Annotated in this window: 15 protein-coding genes; 10 read left to right on the top strand and 5 right to left on the bottom strand. The window is 67.1% G+C overall.

Annotated elements, in window-relative coordinates; all coding sequences use genetic code 11:
- Window positions 1-9 precede the first annotated feature (9 nt).
- Together ACQI5H_RS01420 and ACQI5H_RS01415 are read right to left on the bottom strand one after the other, a co-directional pair.
- Window positions 10-924: a sulfotransferase family protein gene (locus ACQI5H_RS01420; protein ID WP_427077641.1), complete on the bottom strand. Its 915-nt coding sequence runs from the start codon at window positions 922-924 to the stop codon at window positions 10-12.
- A 25-nt stretch (window positions 925-949) separates the two neighbouring features.
- Window positions 950-2,305, bottom strand: a complete 1,356-nt coding sequence (locus tag ACQI5H_RS01415) for a wax ester/triacylglycerol synthase domain-containing protein (protein WP_427077640.1) — start codon at window positions 2,303-2,305, stop codon at window positions 950-952.
- 83 nt (window positions 2,306-2,388) lie between these two features.
- On the opposite strand from ACQI5H_RS01415, the gene ACQI5H_RS01410 reads away from it, so the two are divergent.
- From ACQI5H_RS01410 to ACQI5H_RS01400, 3 genes are all read left to right on the top strand, one after another.
- Window positions 2,389-3,171, top strand: a complete 783-nt coding sequence (locus tag ACQI5H_RS01410) for a GAP family protein (protein ID WP_427077639.1) — start codon at window positions 2,389-2,391, stop codon at window positions 3,169-3,171.
- A 145-nt stretch (window positions 3,172-3,316) separates the two neighbouring features.
- Window positions 3,317-4,585 carry a glycosyltransferase gene (locus ACQI5H_RS01405; RefSeq protein WP_427077638.1) on the top strand — a complete coding sequence of 423 codons (1,269 nt, stop codon included), beginning with the start codon at window positions 3,317-3,319 and terminating at the stop codon, window positions 4,583-4,585.
- A gap of 55 nt (window positions 4,586-4,640) precedes the next feature.
- Entirely contained in the window at window positions 4,641-5,390 is a 750-nt protein-coding gene (locus ACQI5H_RS01400) for a GAP family protein (protein ID WP_427077637.1), read from the top strand.
- A 5-nt stretch (window positions 5,391-5,395) separates the two neighbouring features.
- Here the strand turns inward: ACQI5H_RS01400 and ACQI5H_RS01395 are convergent, their stop codons facing one another.
- Window positions 5,396-6,367, bottom strand: a complete 972-nt coding sequence (locus ACQI5H_RS01395) for a class I SAM-dependent methyltransferase (protein ID WP_427077670.1) — start codon at window positions 6,365-6,367, stop codon at window positions 5,396-5,398.
- 38 nt (window positions 6,368-6,405) lie between these two features.
- Complete coding sequence (locus tag ACQI5H_RS01390; protein ID WP_427077636.1) at window positions 6,406-7,674, bottom strand: glycosyltransferase; 1,269 nt, start codon at window positions 7,672-7,674, stop codon at window positions 6,406-6,408.
- Window positions 7,675-7,783: 109 nt separating this feature from the next.
- Here ACQI5H_RS01390 and ACQI5H_RS01385 point away from each other — a divergent pair, with 109 nt between their 5' ends.
- From ACQI5H_RS01385 to cydC, 7 genes are all read left to right on the top strand, one after another.
- The gene (locus ACQI5H_RS01385; protein WP_427077635.1) at window positions 7,784-9,160 is read left to right on the top strand and encodes a hypothetical protein; all 1,377 of its coding nucleotides are present in this window, start codon (window positions 7,784-7,786) and stop codon (window positions 9,158-9,160) included.
- A gap of 82 nt (window positions 9,161-9,242) precedes the next feature.
- Window positions 9,243-10,574 carry an adenylate/guanylate cyclase domain-containing protein gene (locus ACQI5H_RS01380; protein WP_427077634.1) on the top strand — a complete coding sequence of 444 codons (1,332 nt, stop codon included), beginning with the start codon at window positions 9,243-9,245 and terminating at the stop codon, window positions 10,572-10,574.
- A gap of 37 nt (window positions 10,575-10,611) precedes the next feature.
- Window positions 10,612-11,220, top strand: coding sequence for an HdeD family acid-resistance protein (locus ACQI5H_RS01375; RefSeq protein ID WP_427077633.1), 609 nt, complete (start codon window positions 10,612-10,614; stop codon window positions 11,218-11,220).
- A gap of 95 nt (window positions 11,221-11,315) precedes the next feature.
- On the top strand, window positions 11,316-12,788 hold the full coding sequence (locus tag ACQI5H_RS01370; protein ID WP_427077669.1) for a cytochrome ubiquinol oxidase subunit I: 1,473 nt from the start codon (window positions 11,316-11,318) through the stop codon (window positions 12,786-12,788).
- Between the two features lie 24 nt (window positions 12,789-12,812).
- The gene (cydB, locus tag ACQI5H_RS01365) at window positions 12,813-13,853 is read left to right on the top strand and encodes a cytochrome d ubiquinol oxidase subunit II (protein WP_427077632.1); all 1,041 of its coding nucleotides are present in this window, start codon (window positions 12,813-12,815) and stop codon (window positions 13,851-13,853) included.
- Window positions 13,854-13,909: 56 nt separating this feature from the next.
- Window positions 13,910-15,520 carry a thiol reductant ABC exporter subunit CydD gene (gene cydD / locus ACQI5H_RS01360; protein WP_427077668.1) on the top strand — a complete coding sequence of 537 codons (1,611 nt, stop codon included), beginning with the start codon at window positions 13,910-13,912 and terminating at the stop codon, window positions 15,518-15,520.
- The gene (cydC, locus tag ACQI5H_RS01355) at window positions 15,507-17,141 is read left to right on the top strand and encodes a thiol reductant ABC exporter subunit CydC (RefSeq protein WP_427077631.1); all 1,635 of its coding nucleotides are present in this window, start codon (window positions 15,507-15,509) and stop codon (window positions 17,139-17,141) included. The genes cydD and cydC overlap by 14 nt, the downstream gene beginning before the upstream one ends.
- Here cydC and ACQI5H_RS01350 read toward each other — a convergent pair.
- On the bottom strand, window positions 17,127-17,873 hold the full coding sequence (locus ACQI5H_RS01350; protein WP_427077630.1) for a maleylpyruvate isomerase N-terminal domain-containing protein: 747 nt from the start codon (window positions 17,871-17,873) through the stop codon (window positions 17,127-17,129). The genes cydC and ACQI5H_RS01350 overlap by 15 nt on opposite strands.
- Window positions 17,874-17,885 lie beyond the last annotated feature (12 nt).

Below are 17,885 nucleotides of genomic sequence, written 5' to 3'. Positions count from 1 at the left end.
CGCGCAGTTTCAGGCCCAGGTGCCCTTGCGTCGGTGGACGAGCGCGGCGATCTCGAGAATGAATTTGCGTGGGATGAAGCGCTGCGCCTTGACGACCCGGCGATAGTTGTCGACGACCCCGCGCAGCAGTTCTTCGTCAGCCCGGTAGTCGGCGAAGACGCGATCCAACTCCGGTTGGCTCCACGTGTCGCCCGCCGCGGCCCGGTGCAGATGGTGGTAGGTCGTGGTCAGCCAGTCGGTGCCGAACGGTTCCGGGCACGCCGATCCGTCGGCCTGTTGGTGGCATTCATCGGCAGCGAGGAATTCGTTGATCGCGACCTCGTCGGGCGCGAGCTCGACGTCCAGGGCCGTGGACATGCGCTTGACCTCGCGGTGCCAATCCTCGAGGAGGTAGGAGAATTCGACGAACACGCGGGGCAGTCCGCGTGTGTAGCGTTCGGCGAGCAGGCTGTTTTTCAGCCAGAGCGCGGCGGCGAGGTCCGGTTTGATGATGGGCATCATCGCGGTGACGGACTTGATGACTTCGTCGGGGTGGCGAACCGCGATCACGGCACCGACGTCGTAACCCGCGCCGCGGGCGGCCTCGAACCACATGCCGGCCACCGGGGTCATCTGTAAGTCCTTGATGACATAGAGGTCCGACGGCGGCAGCGTGGCGAGGTAGGCGCCGATTTCGGCGATGTCTCGCGCTTCGGGGGGTTCTTCGTGCAGGCGCAGCGTGGGATCGGCGGCGGCGCTGTGGTGGCGGCGCAGAATCTTCTCGTTGAGGAAGCTGGCTTGCCGCGGTTCCCAGAAGCCGCGCGGGTTGGCCTTCGCGGCGCCGATCATGCCGGGCGGAAGGGCGGCCCCGGACAGCGACAGGACGCGTGTCATTGCCGAGGTGCCGGACCGGGCCATCCCCAGCACGAACAAGAAGGTTGTCATCGGCCCCTAACCTCGGCTAATCCGGTCAAGCGGGTTCATGGTACGCGGCTCCATACGGGGGGGCTCCGATATACGTTCCGGCAAGCGAGAAGTCATTCAAAACCTCCGAAAGATCTTGTCGCAGAGCTTCATTCGAGTTGGCGTAGCCGGGCTGATAAACACTGACCGATATGAAGACCTGCCCCTGCGCAATTCCCGACAACACGTACAGCACTCCGCCCAAACGGTGCATCAACGTCTTCGTCACTCCCCGGTGGGAAACCCTGGAGGCCCAGAGGCCGGCGGACGTGCCGTCCGGTCGGACGACGGCCGGGTCGATCGCACCGAGGTTGGATGAGACGACGGTGTTGTCGACGAGCCTGGCAAGCCGCTTGGGCAAGAGGCGCAACAGGGGAACGAACGACATCACCGCGCGCTCGTCGTCGCGCATCTCGTGGTGATCGATCAACGCTTGTTTGATCGCGGCCCGGACCTCGCGCAGGTCCGTCGTCGCGGGCGCGGGGTCGACGGTGACGGTGAGATGGCTGACCGCGTTGGCGCGCGTATCACCGGCGGTCCGCTCGTTGACCGGCAGCTTCATCAGGACCGAGCCGTCCGCGGTGACCCGTCCGATCCGCTGCGCCAGGTGCGACGCCACCCCCACCAGCAGCGCGTTGCTGGTACCGCCCAGTGCGTGGGCACGGGCCTCCCACTCGTCGGCATCGATGAAGATGGTTGCCATTGGCGGCGTGAAGGATTCGTCGGCGCTCGTCGGCAGCCGGAGCGGGGTGGTAGCGGGCGCGGCTGCCGACCCTTTGCGGCGGGCACGCCGGGCCAGCCGCACCGCGGCAGCGAGGGCCCGGCCGAAAGCCGGGATATCCCGCACGGTTTGGTGGGCATCCTGGCGCACCGCCCGCCAGCGCCGGCGCGACCCGGCGGCGGGCCAGCTGCTCGGATTGTCGCGTCCATCGGCTGCGTCAGCCATCGCGTTCAACAGCCCGACGCCATCGGCGAGGCAGTGTGAGACGACCAGGCTCACCGCCGCGCCGCCGTCGGTGAAGGGCAGCACCCCGAGGTGCCACGGCGGCCCGTGCTCGGCGTCGACGGGCGCGGAAGCCTGCTCCTCGAGCCAGGCGTCCAGTTCCGCGCGCGGGCGAGGCGTCGCGATCTCGATGTCGGAGAAACCGCCGGCCGACACCCAGCGGTGACGGCCGAACCGCAACCGCGACGGCTCGATGCGGCGGGGCAACCAGCCTTGCTGAAGGTGGTGATGGAACTTGCGCAGACCGTCGATGTCGATCGGGCGGTCATACACCCAGAAAGGATGCGGCATTGACACGACCCCGGTCGCCCGCTCGGCGTCGAACGTGAGCTGGTCGAGCGGATCGAGCACGTTGTCCATCGTCGTACCGTACTAGGGGTCGGACGTGACCTGTTGCGGGGCAACATGGTTGCCAAAGTAGTCTTCCCGCCATGTGGGGCTCAGTGCTGGCGCTCGCGCTCATGACGGCGCTGAACCCCGTGCGTCTGGCGGTGATTCTTCTGGTGATCTCCCGGCCGCGACCCGTGCAAAACCTGCTCGCCTACGGCGCGGGCTGCCTGGTGGGATGCATTCCGGCCGTGGTGGTTCCGCTGACGCTGCTGCACGTCGCGCCGGCGTTTAGATCCTTTGCCGACGGCTTGCCGACGAGCCCCGTCGTCAGGCACGTCCGGATCGGCATGGGTGTGCTCGCGCTCTTGATCGCCGCGCTGATCATCGTGCGCTCGCTGGCCCGCCGGCGGCAGCCCCCGCACCCGCCCGCATCCGGCGGCAACGCCTCGACCATGGTGCTGGAGTCGAAGACACCGCCGATCATCGCGCGCGTGCTCGACCGCGCGCGGGATGCGGCAAGCGAGGGCGGGCCGGCGTTGCGGCGGCTACTCGGCCGCGTCCACAATGCGTGGGAGAACGGATCGGTGTGGCTGGCGTTCGTGATCGGCGTGGCACTCGGCGGGGTGGAACCCGACGCCGGCCTTTTGTTGCTCGCCATCATCGTGGCCTCGGGAGCCGCGATCGGCACGCAGATCAGCGCCGCCATCACGTTCGTCATCGGGGTGCTTGCGATCGCCGAGATCACGCTGCTCAGTTATGTGGCGGTGCCGGCGAAAACCGAAGCGGTGCTGCAAAGCCTCCACGACTGGGCATTGAGCCACCGTCGAAAAATCCTGATCGCCGTGTTCGCGGTGGGTGGGGTCTCGCTGGTGGCCAGCGGCATCGGCAGCGTCTGAACGGTCTGCGGTCCAGCGCTTCTAAGTTATAGTCACATCTCGCACTACACCGCACCGCCGCGGGTTAGCCGTTAGCTGCCCAGCGCCACCGACACAGCACACTTCGCTGCAGATTGGGAAGAGATTCCATGCCGACAGATCCGCGATGAAGTGTGTGCTGGCGAGCTACGGAACGCGTGGCGATGTCGAGCCCTGCGTCGCCGTCGGCCGTGAACTACTGCGCCGCGGTCACGACGTGTACCTGGCGGTTCCGCCCGACCTGGTTGACTTTGCCGAGTCGGCCGGGCTGAGGGCGGTCCCCTACGGGCCCGATACGCGGGAGTGGTGGAGCTCGCACCGCGACTTCTGGACGCGTGTGTTCCGCCACTTCTGGAAGATCCGAGATCTCCTCAGGTCGTGGCGTGAAATCGGGGAGTCCGTCACCCGGCACTGGGAGCAAATCACCACGACGCTGCAGTCGCTGGCGGCCGGGTCCGACCTGCTGGTCACGTTTCTGAATTTCGAGCAGCCCGCCGCCAATGTCGCCGATTACTACGACATTCCGTTGGCCACACTGCATCTGGCCCCGGTGCGGGTCAACGGCCAGGTCCTGCCATTCCTGCCACCGTCGTTGGGCCGTTATGCGGTGCGGTTCTACGAGTGGGCGAGTTGGCGCGGGGTGAAGAACTTCGATGACGTGCAGCGCCGCGAACTGGGCCTGCCGAAGGCGAGGCGCGCTGCGGCGCGACGCATCACCGAGCGTGGATCACTGGAAATTCAAGCCTACGAAGAAGTCTGCTTCCCGGGGCTGGCGGCCGAATGGGCGAAGTGCAACGGCCAACGGCCCTTCGTCGGGGCGCTGACGGTGGAGTTGACCACGGACGCCGACGAGGAGGTCGCGTCGTGGATCGCCGCGGGGACACCGCCGATCTTCTTCGGCTTCGGCAGCACGCCGGTCAAGTCTCCCGCCGACACCGTGGCCATGATCGGCGCGACCTGCGCGCAGCTGGGCGAGCGGGCCCTGATCTGTTCCGGCTGGAGTGACTTCGGCAATGTCCCCCAGTTCGACCACGTCAAGGTGGTGGACGCGGTGAACTACGCGGCGGTCTTCCCAGCCTGCCGCGCGGTCGTGCACCACGGCGGCCTGGGCACCATAGCCGCGGCCCTGCGCGCCGGGGTGCCCATGCTGATCCTTTGGACGGCGCCCGATCAGGCGCTCTGGGCCTCTCACGTCAAACGTCTGAAAGTTGGTTCTGGGCGGCGCTTTTCGAGCACCACCCACGAATCGCTGGTCGCGGACCTGCGCCGGATCCTCGGTCCCGAATATGTCGCCCGGGCCCGCGAGGTAGCCACCCAGACAACCAAACCCGCCGAAAGCGTGGCCAGCACCGTCGATCTCTTGGAGAACTTCGCGCGCTCAAGACGTGTCGACTGACGTGCGGTGGCTACTGGGACGCCGGTCCGCCGCGACAGGGTAGTGTCTTCGGGCTGTGTGGGGTTCCGTGCTGGGGCTGGCGCTTCTGTTGGCGCTCAACCCTGTGCTTCTCGGCCTCGTCCTGCTTCTGATCTCCCGGCCGCGACCGGTGCAAAACTTGGTCGCCTGCTGGGTGGGTTGCCTGATAACGAATGTTCCCGCGCTGCTGATTCCGTTGCTGATGCTGCACGTCATGCCGGCGTTCCGAGCGACCGCGCACAATTTGGCCACCGCGGGGCCCAACTCCACCGCCCGGCATATTCAGCTCGGCTTGGGTGCACTCGCGCTGGCGGTCTCAGCGCTTATCGCGGTGCGCTCCCGGGCGCGTCAGCGGGAACGCGTGCCGGCGCCGGTCGGTACTTCCCCTACCGCGGTGCTGGACTCTGATGCGCCGCAGCGCGGATCGGCGATCCGGCGCCTGACCGACCGCGCCAACAAAGCGTGGGAAAACGGATCGCTGTGGGTGGCGCTGGTGACCGGCATGACCTTCTTGCCAGGCCCCGCCGTGGTTCTGCTCGTGGACACCACCGTCGTGGCCTCGGGGGCCTCGATCGGAACACAGGTCGTCGCGGCCGTAGCCTTCGTCGTCGGGATGCTCGCGGTTTTCGAGATCACCCTCGTCACCTATCTGCTCGCACCCGCGAAAACCCAAGCGGCGCTTCAACCTCTGCACGAATGGGCGCTGGCGCACCGCCCGCAGGTGCTGGCCGCCATCTTCGCGGTGGTCGGCTTCTCGCTGGTGGCCAGGGGTGCCGGCATCATCTGACGGGCTCACTTCACCCGCAGGACAAAGCCCTTCTGGTCCCCGCGGCCCTGCCGATTGAGTCGGTCCGCGCGTTTTTCCCACTCCCACATCTGCCTGGCACCAAATATCCGAAGGATTTTCGGGTCGGTCACCGGAACGCCTCGCCGATAGGCTTCGCTGCCCATGAACTGGCCCAGATTCGAATCGTCAAATGTCTGTTCCACTCGAAGGCCGGCCTTCTCGGCGGCCAGTGCCATCGATTGCCGCGACGGTATGACGAAATGCCGGGGCGCGTCGATCTGCACCCAGTCCGCCGCGTAGGTGGTCCACGCTTCGGATGAGGTCGTCGGCACGCGAGCCAGGCAGATGCCCCCGGCGGCGAGCTTCTCGCGGGCAACCTCGAGCATCGCGATCGGGTCGGGGACATGTTCGAGCGAGTGATTGAACATGATGAGATCGAATTCGCCTGTCACTTCACACAAATCGCGCTTCATCAACGGCACGCCCCGCGGCGTCTCGCGATCGGCCGCGATGAACGGATCTGCACCACACAAGTTGGTGAATCCCGCTCTGGCCAACCGATCGAGCAGCAAACCGCTGCCACAGCCCACGTCCAGAATTCGCGCGTCCCGGTCAAGCGGAAGCTGGGCGAGCATTCCGACGACGTCCCCGCCGAGGAGAAGGCGAAGGACGCCGTCGGGCAAGCGCCTCGTCAAGAGGGGACCGACCAGCCGGCCGCCGGTACGCAATTTATAGCGGTCGTGCCGCGTGATGAGCCATCCGAGAATCCGAGGCTCGTTGTACGAGTGATAGTTTCGTGGATAGTGGCGCATCAGCTCTTCGCCCTCGGGCGGGTCCACGATCTGCAACGTCTCGCACGCGGCGCAGAAATAGTATTCGAACCGCTCCTGGGATCCGAACATCATCTCGCGAACCCCAAGAGTTCGATGGGGGCCCGTCGAGCCGCATAACCGGCACTCTTTGGTGATCTCGTTCAGTTGGTCCTCCTACCAAATCCTTTGAGGCGGCACGACGATCAGTCGACGGTCCGCGCCCGGGCGACGTTCTCCAAGAGATCGGCGGCGACCGCGACGCTTTCAACGGGTTTGGTCATCCGGGCAGAGATCTCACGGGCCCGGGCGACATATTGCGGGGCGAGGATCCGGCGCAGGTCCGCGACCAAAGATTCGCGAGTAGTGCTCGAAAAGCGCCTAGCAGAGCCAACTTTCAACCTCTTGACCTGAGTTCCCCAAAGTGTCTGATCGCCGAACGTCGGAAGGATCAGCGAGGGGACCCCGGCGCGCAGGCCCGCCGCCGTGGTTCCGGTCCCGCCATGGTGCACGACCGCGCGGCAGGCGGGAAAGGCGGCCGAGTAATTCATCGCGTCGACCGTCTTGACGTGCTCGAAATGCGGGGCGTCGCTGAAGTCGGTGCCCGCAGAACAGATCAGGGCCCGCTCGCCCAGCTGCGCGCAGGTCGCGCCGATCATGGCCACGGTGTCGGCGGGAGACTTGACCGGCGTGCTGCCGAAGCCGAAGAAGATCGGCGGTGTCCCCGCGGCGATCCACGACGCGACCTCCTCGTCGGCGTCCGTGGTCAGCTCCATCGTCAGCGCCCCGACGAAGGGCCGTTGGCCCTTGCACTTCGCCCATTCGGCCGCCAACCCCGGAAAGCACACCTCGTCGTAGGCCTGGATTTCCACCGATGCGCGCTCGGCGATCCGTCGCGACCACAGTCCCGTTGCCTTCGGTAGCCCGAGTTCGCGGCGCTGCGCATCGTCGCGCTTCTTGAGCATGGGCCAAGACATCCACTCCGATACCGTCATCGCCGAACGGCCCACCGGTGCCGGCAGGCCCGGAATGAGCTGGCCGTTGGCCCGTATCGGGAAGGTATGCAGCGTGGCCAGCGGAATGCCGTAGTACTCCGCGATGTTGGCCGCGGACTGTTCCCCGATGGCGCTGGTAAGCACCACGTCGGCCCCCTCGGCCAGCGACATCAGCGTCTTGCCGATCTCCTCCCAGAGCTGGTTGAACAGCCGCTGATCTTCGCGCACCAGCGCCGTCAGTTCCCGGACCTTCCAAAAGCTGCGAAACAAACGCGTCAAAAGGTCCCGGTGGACGTCCTGCCACACTCGCGCGTCCGGCCCAAAGGCGCTCGCCCTGAGCCCGGCCGACTCGACGAAGCCAACCAGGTCGGGCGCGACGGCCACACGTACGTCATGCCCACGGCGCAGCAGCTCACGGCCTACCGCAACGCCGGGCTCGGCGTCGCCGCGAGTTCCATAGATGGCCAGCACAAATCTCATCGCGGAGGTTTCCGCCTTTCGGTCGTCGTGCGGGTGAGCAACGTCGGGGCATCAGTCATGATGCCTGGCGTTCGTTCGAGCGACACAGCGAATCGGCTACTCTCGCGTGATGATTTGGTCCGCATCCGATGCGCCGCTGGATAATCGGCTCGCGTTGGTGGACCAGGGCTTGTTTGCGGGGCATCGCGCCGCGGGCCTGAATCTCGTCATCCAGTGCGTGTGGATTTACGAGCGCGGCATCGACTTCGACGGGCTGAAGCGTTTTCACCACAAACTCGGTGACGGGCTGTTGGGACGGCGCATCGAGCTTTCGCCGTTGCCGTTCGCCCGCCCGCGGTGGGTCCTGGATCGCGGGCCGTCGAACCTCGACATAGCCGAGCGCGCCCGTCCGCCCGGCGAACTCAGCGACTGGGCCGATGAACGCGCCCAGCTGCCGATCGACGCGGAATCGGGGCCCGGATGGCATGTCGGCGTGCTTCCCCTGACGAACGGCTCGACCGCGGTCAGCCTGGTGCTCTCCCACTACCTGCTCGACGGTCTCGGCCTCGCCCTCGCGCTCGGCGATGCCGCGCTGGGCAACACCCGCGATCTTGGCTATCCACCGCCGCGTTCACGCACCCGAACGCGTGCAGCCGTTCGGGATGCCCGCCGCACGGCGCGAGAAGTGCCCGAGGTGGGCCGGGCCCTTAGGGCGGCGGTAAGGCTGGCCCGAAAACAGGCCCGTGCGCGGGGTGATGTCCCCCGGTCACCGGCATCGCGACCGGTCGCGCTCCGGGCGGGCGACGGCGATGACCCCATCGTGGTGCCGGCCGCATCGATTCACGTCGACGCGCACGACTGGGATGCCCGCGCGAAGGATCTCGGCGGAACGGGTAGCACGCTGGTCGCGGGCTTTGCTGCGAAATTCGCCGAGCACGCCGGGCGCCGACACGCCGAAGACGGCGCCGTCACCCTGCACCTGCCGATCAACGATCGCGCGGAGGGTGATGTGCGCGCCAACGCTATGTCGATCGCGACCGTCCGCGTCGATCCGACGCGGGTAACGGAAGACCTGGGTGACCTGCGGGCGGCCATCAAGCAGGCGCTGACGACCCTGCGCGAGACCCCGGACGAGGCGCTGCGGTTGCGCGCGCTGATTCCGTTCACCCCGAAGCGGGCGCTGAAACGAATGGTCGACGCCGGGTTCACCGACCCCGATGTGCCCATGCTGTGTTCGAATCTCGGCGACCTCGACCCGTTGGTGTGTCGGCTCGACGGCACCCACGGTGAGCTCGTCCTGACGCGTGCGACCGGGCAGCACGTGACGCGGCAGTGGCTGGACCAAACGGGCGGCCAGATGACCCTGCAGAGTTGGCGCACCGGCGGCTCCAAGATCTACCTCACCGTCAACGCCTACCAACCGGGCGCCGAGAACACGAAGCCCGCGTTGCGTGAGCTGGCCGCCCGCACCCTGGCCGGGTTCGATCTGACCGGCAAGATCGACTAACGAAGCGCCTTGCGCAGGCCTAACACGCGAATCCTCACCAGACCCCCCGACAAACCCCGAGCTCAGCGGTTAGGCTTTGAACGTGGCGGCGAAGAAGTGCGGAGCCCCACCCAGTTCAGACGGCTCGGCGAAACAACCGGACTGCGTAGCGGCGGTGCGGGCGCAAACCCGCGACCGCAATCAGCACTACGCCGACAGCGCCGCCCGCCGGGCCCGGATCCTCACCGTCACCGCGTGGCTGGCGGTGACGGTGAGCGTGAGCTTTGTGCTCGTGCAGATCGTCAGCGGCTCGTGGCTGTGGCAAGTCAGCTCGATCAGCGTCACCGGCGCGATGATCTTCGCCGTCGTCCCGTGGCTGCAGCGCTTCGGGGAATTGGTTGCGCCGCTTACGTTTATGGGCGCGGCCTATGTGTCGATCTTCGCCAACTGCCTGGACGTCGGCACCAGCGCCGGCGCCCAGTTCTTCTTTCTGGTTGGCGCCTGCATCGTGGTGCTGCTACTGGGGATCGAACACATCGTGTTGGCGTCTGCGCTGGCGGCCGTCGCCGCCGGCCTGATCATCGCGGTGGAGTTCCTGGTGCCACGCAGCACCGGACTGCAGCCGGCGTGGGTCCAGTCGGCGGGTTTCGTCATCACGGCCGTCTCCAGCGTCGTGATGGTGGTCGTCACGGTGTGGTTCGCCCTGCGTGACACCGCGCGCGCCGAGGCGGTCATGGAAGCCCAGTACGACCGCTCCGAGGCGCTGCTGGCCAACATGTTGCCGGCCAGCATCGCCGAGCGGCTCAAAGAGTCCGGGCGAGGCATCATCGCCGACAAGTACGACGAGGCCTCGGTCCTGTTCGCCGACATCGTCGGCTTCACCGAGCGAGCCAGCGGCACCGCCCCGGCCGACCTGGTGCGCTTCCTGGACCGCCTCTACAGCGATTTCGACGCGCTGGTCGACAAGCACGGGCTGGAGAAAATAAAAGTCAGCGGGGACTCCTACATGGTGGTCAGCGGAGTACCGCGGCCCCGTCCCGACCACGTGCAGGCGCTGGCGGACTTCGCACTCGACATGGTCGACGCCGCCGCCCGACTGAAGGATCCGCACGGCCTCCCGCTGCCACTGCGGGTGGGCATGGCCTGCGGCCCGGTGGTGGCCGGGGTCGTCGGGTCTCGGCGATTCTTCTACGACGTGTGGGGCGACGCGGTCAACGTCGCCTCCCGGATGGAGTCCACCGACTCGGTCGGGCGGATTCAGGTGCCCGAGGACATCTACGAGCGCCTCAGGGAGGACTTCGTGCTGCAGGAGCGGGGCCCCATCGAGGTCAAGGGCAAGGGCACCATGCGCACCTGGTATCTGGTCGGCCGCAAGGCCGTAACCGCCGAGACGCCCGACCGAGTTGCCGAGGAATCGCACACCGCCCGCGTCTGATTCGTATGGCGTTCAATCCCTATACCCGAACCGGCGTTTGTGTCAGACTGCGGCCATGACTACTTCTCCGGAAGCAACTCCTGGAAAACCGCCCATTCCAAGCTTGTTACCGCATCTGTGGAAGTCCACGCTGCTATCGGGAATTCTGTCGCTGATACTCGGCATCCTGGTGCTCGCCTGGCCGGGAATATCGGTCCTGGTCGCCGCCGTCTGGTTCGGCGTCTACCTACTGATCACCGGCATCGCGCAGGTCGTGTTCGCGTTCAGCCTGCACGTCACGGCCGGCAGCCGAATCCTGTTGTTTATCAGTGGCGCAGCGGCATTGATCCTGGCCGTGCTCGCATTTCGTCATTTCGGTCAGGGATACGCGGTCTTGTTGCTGGCCATCTGGATTGGGGTCGGCTTCATCTTCCGCGGTGTCGCCACAACGATTTCCGCGATCAGCGACCCCACGCTGCCGGGCCGCGGCTGGTCGATCTTCGTCGGCGTGATCAGCCTGCTGGCCGGCATCGTCGTCATGGCGTCGCCATTCGACTCGATCATCACGTTAGCGCTCGTCGTCGGCGTCTGGTTCGTGGTCATCGGCGTCTTCGAGATCGTGTCGTCGTTCGGGATTCGCAAGGCGTCGAAAACGCTCGCCAGCTGAAACCCGCGACGGATCACCCCGGTGGCGCCGGCCAATCCTATCTACTACACTGCGTCGTAGAAAGGCAGGCGCCTCCGTAGTTTCGGGAGATGACAATGAATGTCGTCGACATTTCACGGTGGCAGTTCGGTATCACCACCGTCTACCACTTCATCTTCGTGCCGCTCACCATCGGTCTGGCTCCCCTGATCGCGGTGATGCAGACGGTGTGGGTGGCCACCGGTAACGCCGCGTGGTATCGCCTGACGAAGTTCTTCGGCAAGCTGTTCCTGATCAACTTCGCCATCGGCGTGGCCACCGGGATCGTGCAGGAATTCCAGTTCGGCATGAATTGGAGCGAATACTCCCGCTTCGTCGGCGACATCTTCGGCGCCCCGCTCGCGATGGAAGGCCTGGCCGCCTTCTTCTTCGAATCCACCTTCCTCGGGTTGTGGATCTTCGGCTGGAGCAGGCTCCCCAAGCTGGTGCACCTGGCGTGCATCTGGATTGTCGCGATCTCGGTGAATGTGTCCGCGTTCTTCATCATCGCGGCGAACTCCTTCATGCAGCACCCGGTCGGCGCCCACTACAACCCCGCGACCCGGCGCGCCGAGTTGACCAGCATTGCGGCATTGTTGACCAATAACACTGCGAAAGCGGCCTTTTCGCACGCGGTCGCCGGTTCCTTGCTGACGGCCGGAACTTTCGTGGCCGCCGTCAGCGCGTGGTGGTTGGTCCGTTCCCGTAAACCCGAAACCGCCACGCCCGCCGCCGACTCCGACGCCCGCACCATGTTCCGCCCGGCGACCATCCTCGGGTGTTGGGTCGCACTGGTTGCCACCGTCGGCCTGCTCTTCACCGGGGACGCCCAGGGCAAATTGATGTTCGTGCAGCAGCCGATGAAGATGGCGTCGGCGGAATCGTTGTGCGACACCCGAACCGACCCGGATTTCTCGATTCTGACCGTCGGCACCCACAACAACTGCGAGAGCATTACCCGCGTGATCGAGGTGCCCTACGTGCTGCCGTTCCTCGCCGACAGCCGGTTCAGCGGTGTGACTTTGCAGGGTGTGCGCGATATCCAGCAGGACTACCAACAACGATTCGGGCCAAATGACTACCGGCCCAACCTGTTCGTCACCTACTGGTCGTTTCGCGCGATGATCGGGTTCCTTGCGATACCGGTGCTGTTCGCGCTAGCCGCCCTGTGGCTGACGCGCGGTGGCCGAATTCCCAATCAGCGCTGGTTCTCTGGGCTGGCGCTGCTGACCATTCCCACGCCGTTCCTGGCCAACAGCGCCGGGTGGGTGTTCACCGAGATGGGCCGCCAGCCCTGGATCGTCGTGCCCAATCCGACCGGCGACCAGCAGGTGAGACTCACCGTCGCCCAGGGCGTCTCGGATCACATCCCCGCCATGGTCGTCACCTCGTTGGCGATCTTCGCCGTGGTGTACGCCGTGCTCGCGGTCATCTGGTTCTACCTGCTCAGGCGCTACGTCGTCGAAGGGCCACTTGAGCACGACGCCGAGCCGGCAGCGCCGGCCGCACCCGGCGAGCACGAGGTGGCGCCGCTGTCCTTCGCCTACTAGGGCCTACGAGAGAAAGGAACGACGGTGGGACTCCAACAGGTGTGGTTCGGTGTCATCGCGGCGCTGTTCCTTGGTTTCTTCGTCCTGGAGGGCTTCGACTTCGGTGTGGGCATGTTGATGGAGCCGCTCGCCCGGCTCGGCTCGGGCGATCCGGAGCTGAACCGCCGCGCAACGCTCAACACGATCGGGCCGGTCTGGGACGGCAACGAAGTCTGGCTGATCGTTGCAGGGGCAGGGATGTTCGCCGCGTTTCCGGGATGGTACGCGACGTTGTTCTCGACGCTGTACCTGCCGCTGCTGGCGATCCTGTTCGGCATGATCGTGCGCGCCGTGGCCATCGAGTGGCGCGGCAAGATCGACGACACGAAGTGGCGTGCCCTGGCCGATTTCGGTATCGCGGCGGGGTCGTGGCTGCCCGCCGTGCTGTGGGGGGTGGCCTTCGCCGTCCTGGTCCGCGGGCTACCCGTCGACGCCGCCGGCCATGCTCACCCGTCGATCACCGACGTGCTCAACGCCTATACCCTGCTCGGTGGTTTGGCCACCGGCGGGCTCTTCCTGCTCTACGGCGCGGTATTCATCGCCCTGAAGACGTCGGGCCCGCTGCGTGACGATGCGTACCGATTCGCGAAGTGGCTCTCGCTTCCCGTGACGGGGCTGGTTGCGGGCTTTGGGATTTGGACGCAGCTGGCGCATGGCAAGAACTGGACGTGGGCCGTGCTCGGGGTGGCGGTGGCCGCACAGCTGGCGGCCGTGGTGTTGGTGTGGCTGGGCAGACTCGACGGTTTGGCGTTTTTCTGCGCGGCCACTGTCGTCGTGGCCGTGGTGGTGCTGTTGTTCGGCGTGCTCTATCCGAATCTGGTGCCCTCGACGCTGAACGGCCAATGGAGCGTGACGATTTACAACGCGTCCTCGACGCCGTACACGCTCAAGATCATGACGTGGGTGACGGCGTTCATGGCTCCGCTGACGGTCATGTACCAGGCCTGGACGTATTGGGTTTTCCGGCAACGGATCTCGGCCGAGCATATTCCGCCGCCCATCGGTCTGGCGAGGCGTACGTCCTGAGCACGACGGACTCCCGAGCGCCGCTGGACCCGCGACTGTGGCGGGCGTCGGGCGCGCTGCGCCGGTTCCTGGCGGCCGCGGTGGGCTGCGGGGTGGTGATCTCCGGCTGCGCGATCGGCTCGGCGATCGTGCTGGCGGGCATCGTCGCGCGCGTCGTCACCGATCCATCATGGGGCCTGAACGGCTGGGCGGGCCCGCTGTCAATCCTGTTGGCGCTGTGGGTGATCCGCACCGTCACGCACTGGCTGCAGGCGCGCCTGGGCCAGCGCGGGGCCAGCGCGGTGATCGCCGATCTCAACGGGCAGGTGCTGGCGGCGGTGACCGCCCGGCAGCCCAACGAACTCGCCGCGCAGCGCGACGCCGCGGCGGTCGTGGTCACCCGGGGACTCGACGGCCTGCGCCCCTACTTCGCCGGGTACCTGCCCACGTTGCTGCTCGCGGCGATCCTGACGCCGGCTACCGTGGCCGTGATCGCGGCCTACGACCTGGAGTCGACGGTGATCGTGTTGATCACCCTGCCGCTGATCCCGGTTTTCATGGTGCTGATCGGGCTGGCGACGGCCGAGCGATCGGCGGCCGCGCTGGGCGCAATGACCACCCTGCAGGCGCGATTGCTGGATCTGATCGCCGGTATCCCCACGCTGCGGGCGTTGGGGCGCGCGTCGGGCCCCGAGCACCGGATCGCCGAACTCGCTGCCGCGCACCGACGCTCGGCGATGGCGACGCTGCGAATCGCGTTTCTGTCGGCGCTGGTGCTCGAATTGCTGGCCACGCTGGGCGTGGCACTGATCGCGGTCGGTATCGGCCTTCGCCTGGTGTTCGGTGAAATGACCCTGACCACCGGTCTGACCGTCCTGCTCCTCGCCCCCGACGTCTACTGGCCGCTGCGCCGCATCGGGGTGGAATTCCATGCGGCTCAAGATGGTAGGGCCGCAGCCGACAAGGCGTTCGCGCTCATCGGCGAGCCCACCACACAAGTGGCGCGAAACCGGACGGTCGCGGCACGGGGCGCCGAGATCCGGCTCGAAAACCTCAGCGTGGCCGGACGGGACGGCCATTCGCCGTACGCCCTCACCGCGGTGATCGAACCCGGTCACATCACGGTGCTGACCGGACGAAATGGTGCGGGCAAGAGCACCACCCTGCAGGCGATCGCCGGACTCACCATCGGTTCGTCGGGCCGGATCACGGTGGCCGGGGTGGACGTCGCCGACCTGGATCGCGCCGCGTGGTGGCCGCAGTTGTCCTGGCTACCGCAACGCCCGGCGCTGATCCCGGGCACCGTGCGCGAAAACCTCATGCTGCTCGGTGGCGTCGAAGACATTGAAATAGCCTGTGCCGCTTCCGGATTTGATGCGGTCCTGGCCGAGCTGCCCGACGGCATGGACACGGTGCTCGGGCGCGGCGGCGTCGGGCTATCCCTGGGCCAGCGGCAACGGCTGGGCCTCGCGCGGGCGATCGGGTCGCCGGCCCCGGTATTGCTGCTCGATGAGCCCACCGCGCACCTGGACGCCCACACCGAGGACCGGGTGCTGCGCGCCATCGTCGAGCGCGCCCGCGCCGGTGCGACCGTCGTGGTCGTCGGCCACCGCGGACCCGTCGTCGCAATCGGCGACCGCGTGATCGACGTCGAATCGGACGATCGGGTGCGTTATGCGCCGGTCTGATCCGCTCCTGGCGGGCTCGAGTCTGCTGAGCCCCCGGCTGCCGCGCATCCTGGCGGCGGTCGCGCTGGGTGTGCTGTCGCTGGGCAGCGCGCTGGCCCTGGCCGGAATCTCGGCGTGGCTAATCACGCGGGCGTGGCAGATGCCGCCCGTCCTGGACCTGTCCGTCGCGGTCGTCATGGTGCGCGCGTTCGCGATTTCGCGGGGAGTGTTGCACTACTGCGAGCGCCTGGCCACTCACGACACAGCGCTGCGCGCGGCCGGCACCGCCCGGGCGCAGATCTATCACCGGCTCGCCCACGGACCGGCTTCGGCTGCCGTTCGGCTGCACAGCGGCGAGTTGGTGGCACGAGTGGGCGCCGATGTCGACGAACTGGCCGACGTCCTGGTCCGTGCCCTCGTCCCGATCGGTGTCGCGGCGGTGCTGGCGCTGGCGGCGACCGCAGCCGTCGCGGCGATATCGTTGCCAGCCGCCGCGGTGCTGGCGGTCTGCCTACTGATCGCCGGCGTCGTGGCGCCGCGGCTGGCCGGGAGGGCCGCCGCGACGCAGGAAGAGTTTGCGCGCCAACATCATTCGGAGCGTGACACGTCGGCGATGCTCGCCCTCGAGCACGCACCCGAGCTTCGCGTCGCCGGCGTGCTACCCGGTGTCATCGCCGAATCGCAACGGCGCCAACGCGCTTGGGGCGCCGCACTCGATGCCGCCGCACGGCCGGCCGCCATCGCTGAGGCGGTGCCCACCGCCGCCATCGGGGCCAGCGTGCTCGGCGCGGTGGCGGCCGGGATCGGCATGGCGCACGCGGTCGCACCCACGACGCTGGCCGTACTGATGTTGTTACCCCTGTCCGCGTTCGAGGCGATGACTCCCCTACCGGCCGCCGCGGTCCAGTTGACGCGGTCGCGCATCGCCGCGCGTCGCCTGCTCGACCTCGCCCCGGCCGGCCAGCCTGCCGAGCCCATGATGCCGCCGCCCGTTGGCGCGGGGCACTTGTCCGCCGATGTCCTTTCCGGTCACGCGGATTCGGCGCGGTCAATCAGGGCACGACTGGATCTGCCGCCGGGCGCGCGGCTGGCCGTCACCGGTGCCAGCGGTTCGGGTAAGACGACGCTGCTGATGACCCTCGCCGGGCTGATGCCCCCACTGGATGGACAGGTGCTGCTCGACGGAACCGATCTCAACCAATTCGGCGAAGGCGAATTGCACCGCGCCGTCACGTTTTTCGCCGAGGACGCGCACATCTTTGCCACCACCGTGCGCGACAACCTGCTGGTGGCCCGTGGCGATTGCCGCGACGACGAACTGGTCGCGGCGCTTGACTCGGTCGGGCTCGGCGGCTGGCTTGCCAGCCTGCCCGGCGGCCTGTCGACCGTGTTGACCGGTGGCGCGCAGGCGGTCTCGGCGGGTCAGCGCAGGCGGTTGCTGCTGGCCCGGGCGGTACTCGCACCCGCCCGGATCGTGCTGCTCGACGAGCCCACCGAGCACCTCGACGCGATCGACGCCGAACGGGTGCTGCGGGAGCTGCTGACCCCCGACGCCGGGCTGATGTCCGGCGACAGAACGGTCGTGGTGGCCACGCACCACTTGCCGGAAGGTGTTGACTGTCCGGAGCTACGCATCAAGTAGCCGGCGCAGGACATCCTCGATCGTCTCGGCGTTGACGTTCGGATCGCGCAGCCTCATCGGACACCGCCCCCAAAGGACTAACGGTAGCTCGTGAGTCCGCAGCTCTATCACCGCACCGCGGCCGTTTGGGGCTGCCGACAGGCCCTTCCCCGGTGTCACAACCACGTCGTGCCGACCACCACAGCGCAGGACTACCGGCCCCGGCACCAGGTTGGGTCGATGCCACCGTTGGGCTTCCGCCAATGCCGGCAAGGCCTCGAACGCCGCGAGCGCGTGGCTGACCATCGCCGGATCGGAGAGCAATCGGACGCTGATGCCGTCGTCGCCGACAAGATCCCACCGGTGCAGTACCGCTTCGCTATGGCTATGCATGCGGAGCCGCTCGGCCGTCATCGCCCATCCCGTATACAGGATCGAGTCGTCATCCTTGAGGGTCGCCACATTCGACTCGAAGCGAGCGGCGTGTTCCACCAGCCGTTCTCGAAGCGCGGCATCGGGCATCGCCCGAAACGGCGGTTCGCGCACCTCCCACGAACGCGTCGCCCTGGCGGGCTTGCCCGCCACATACTCCTCGATGAGGTTGGCCCGTTCCTGCGCGGCGGCGGTGACGTGCGCGGTGAGGTCGTGGGCGCTCCACCCCGAACACCACGTCGGCGCCGTCGCTTCCAACCGTGACAGGCTCGAAATGAACTCGCGCATGGCTTCATCGCGGAGGCCCTCGCGTGCTGTCATGGGTCCAGCCAA

Origin of the sequence: Mycobacterium heidelbergense (assembly GCF_050205645.1) — a bacterium.
In the GTDB taxonomy this organism is placed as follows: Bacteria; Actinomycetota; Actinomycetes; order Mycobacteriales; family Mycobacteriaceae; genus Mycobacterium; species Mycobacterium heidelbergense_A.
The sequence above is the reverse complement of the archived record's forward strand: the minus strand, read 5'-3'. Positions and strand labels throughout refer to the sequence as shown.

Coding starts and splice junctions, on each gene's coding strand:
- cydC (WP_427077631.1), top strand. CDS start 15,507: ATGCGCCGGTCTGATCCGCTCCTGGCGGGCTCGAGTCTGCTGAGCCCC.
- ACQI5H_RS01385 (WP_427077635.1), top strand. CDS start 7,784: ATGATTTGGTCCGCATCCGATGCGCCGCTGGATAATCGGCTCGCGTTG.
- ACQI5H_RS01415 (WP_427077640.1), bottom strand. CDS start 2,305: ATGGACAACGTGCTCGATCCGCTCGACCAGCTCACGTTCGACGCCGAG.
- ACQI5H_RS01390 (WP_427077636.1), bottom strand. CDS start 7,674: ATGAGATTTGTGCTGGCCATCTATGGAACTCGCGGCGACGCCGAGCCC.
- ACQI5H_RS01350 (WP_427077630.1), bottom strand. CDS start 17,873: ATGACAGCACGCGAGGGCCTCCGCGATGAAGCCATGCGCGAGTTCATT.
- ACQI5H_RS01420 (WP_427077641.1), bottom strand. CDS start 924: ATGACAACCTTCTTGTTCGTGCTGGGGATGGCCCGGTCCGGCACCTCG.
- ACQI5H_RS01405 (WP_427077638.1), top strand. CDS start 3,317: ATGAAGTGTGTGCTGGCGAGCTACGGAACGCGTGGCGATGTCGAGCCC.
- ACQI5H_RS01370 (WP_427077669.1), top strand. CDS start 11,316: ATGAATGTCGTCGACATTTCACGGTGGCAGTTCGGTATCACCACCGTC.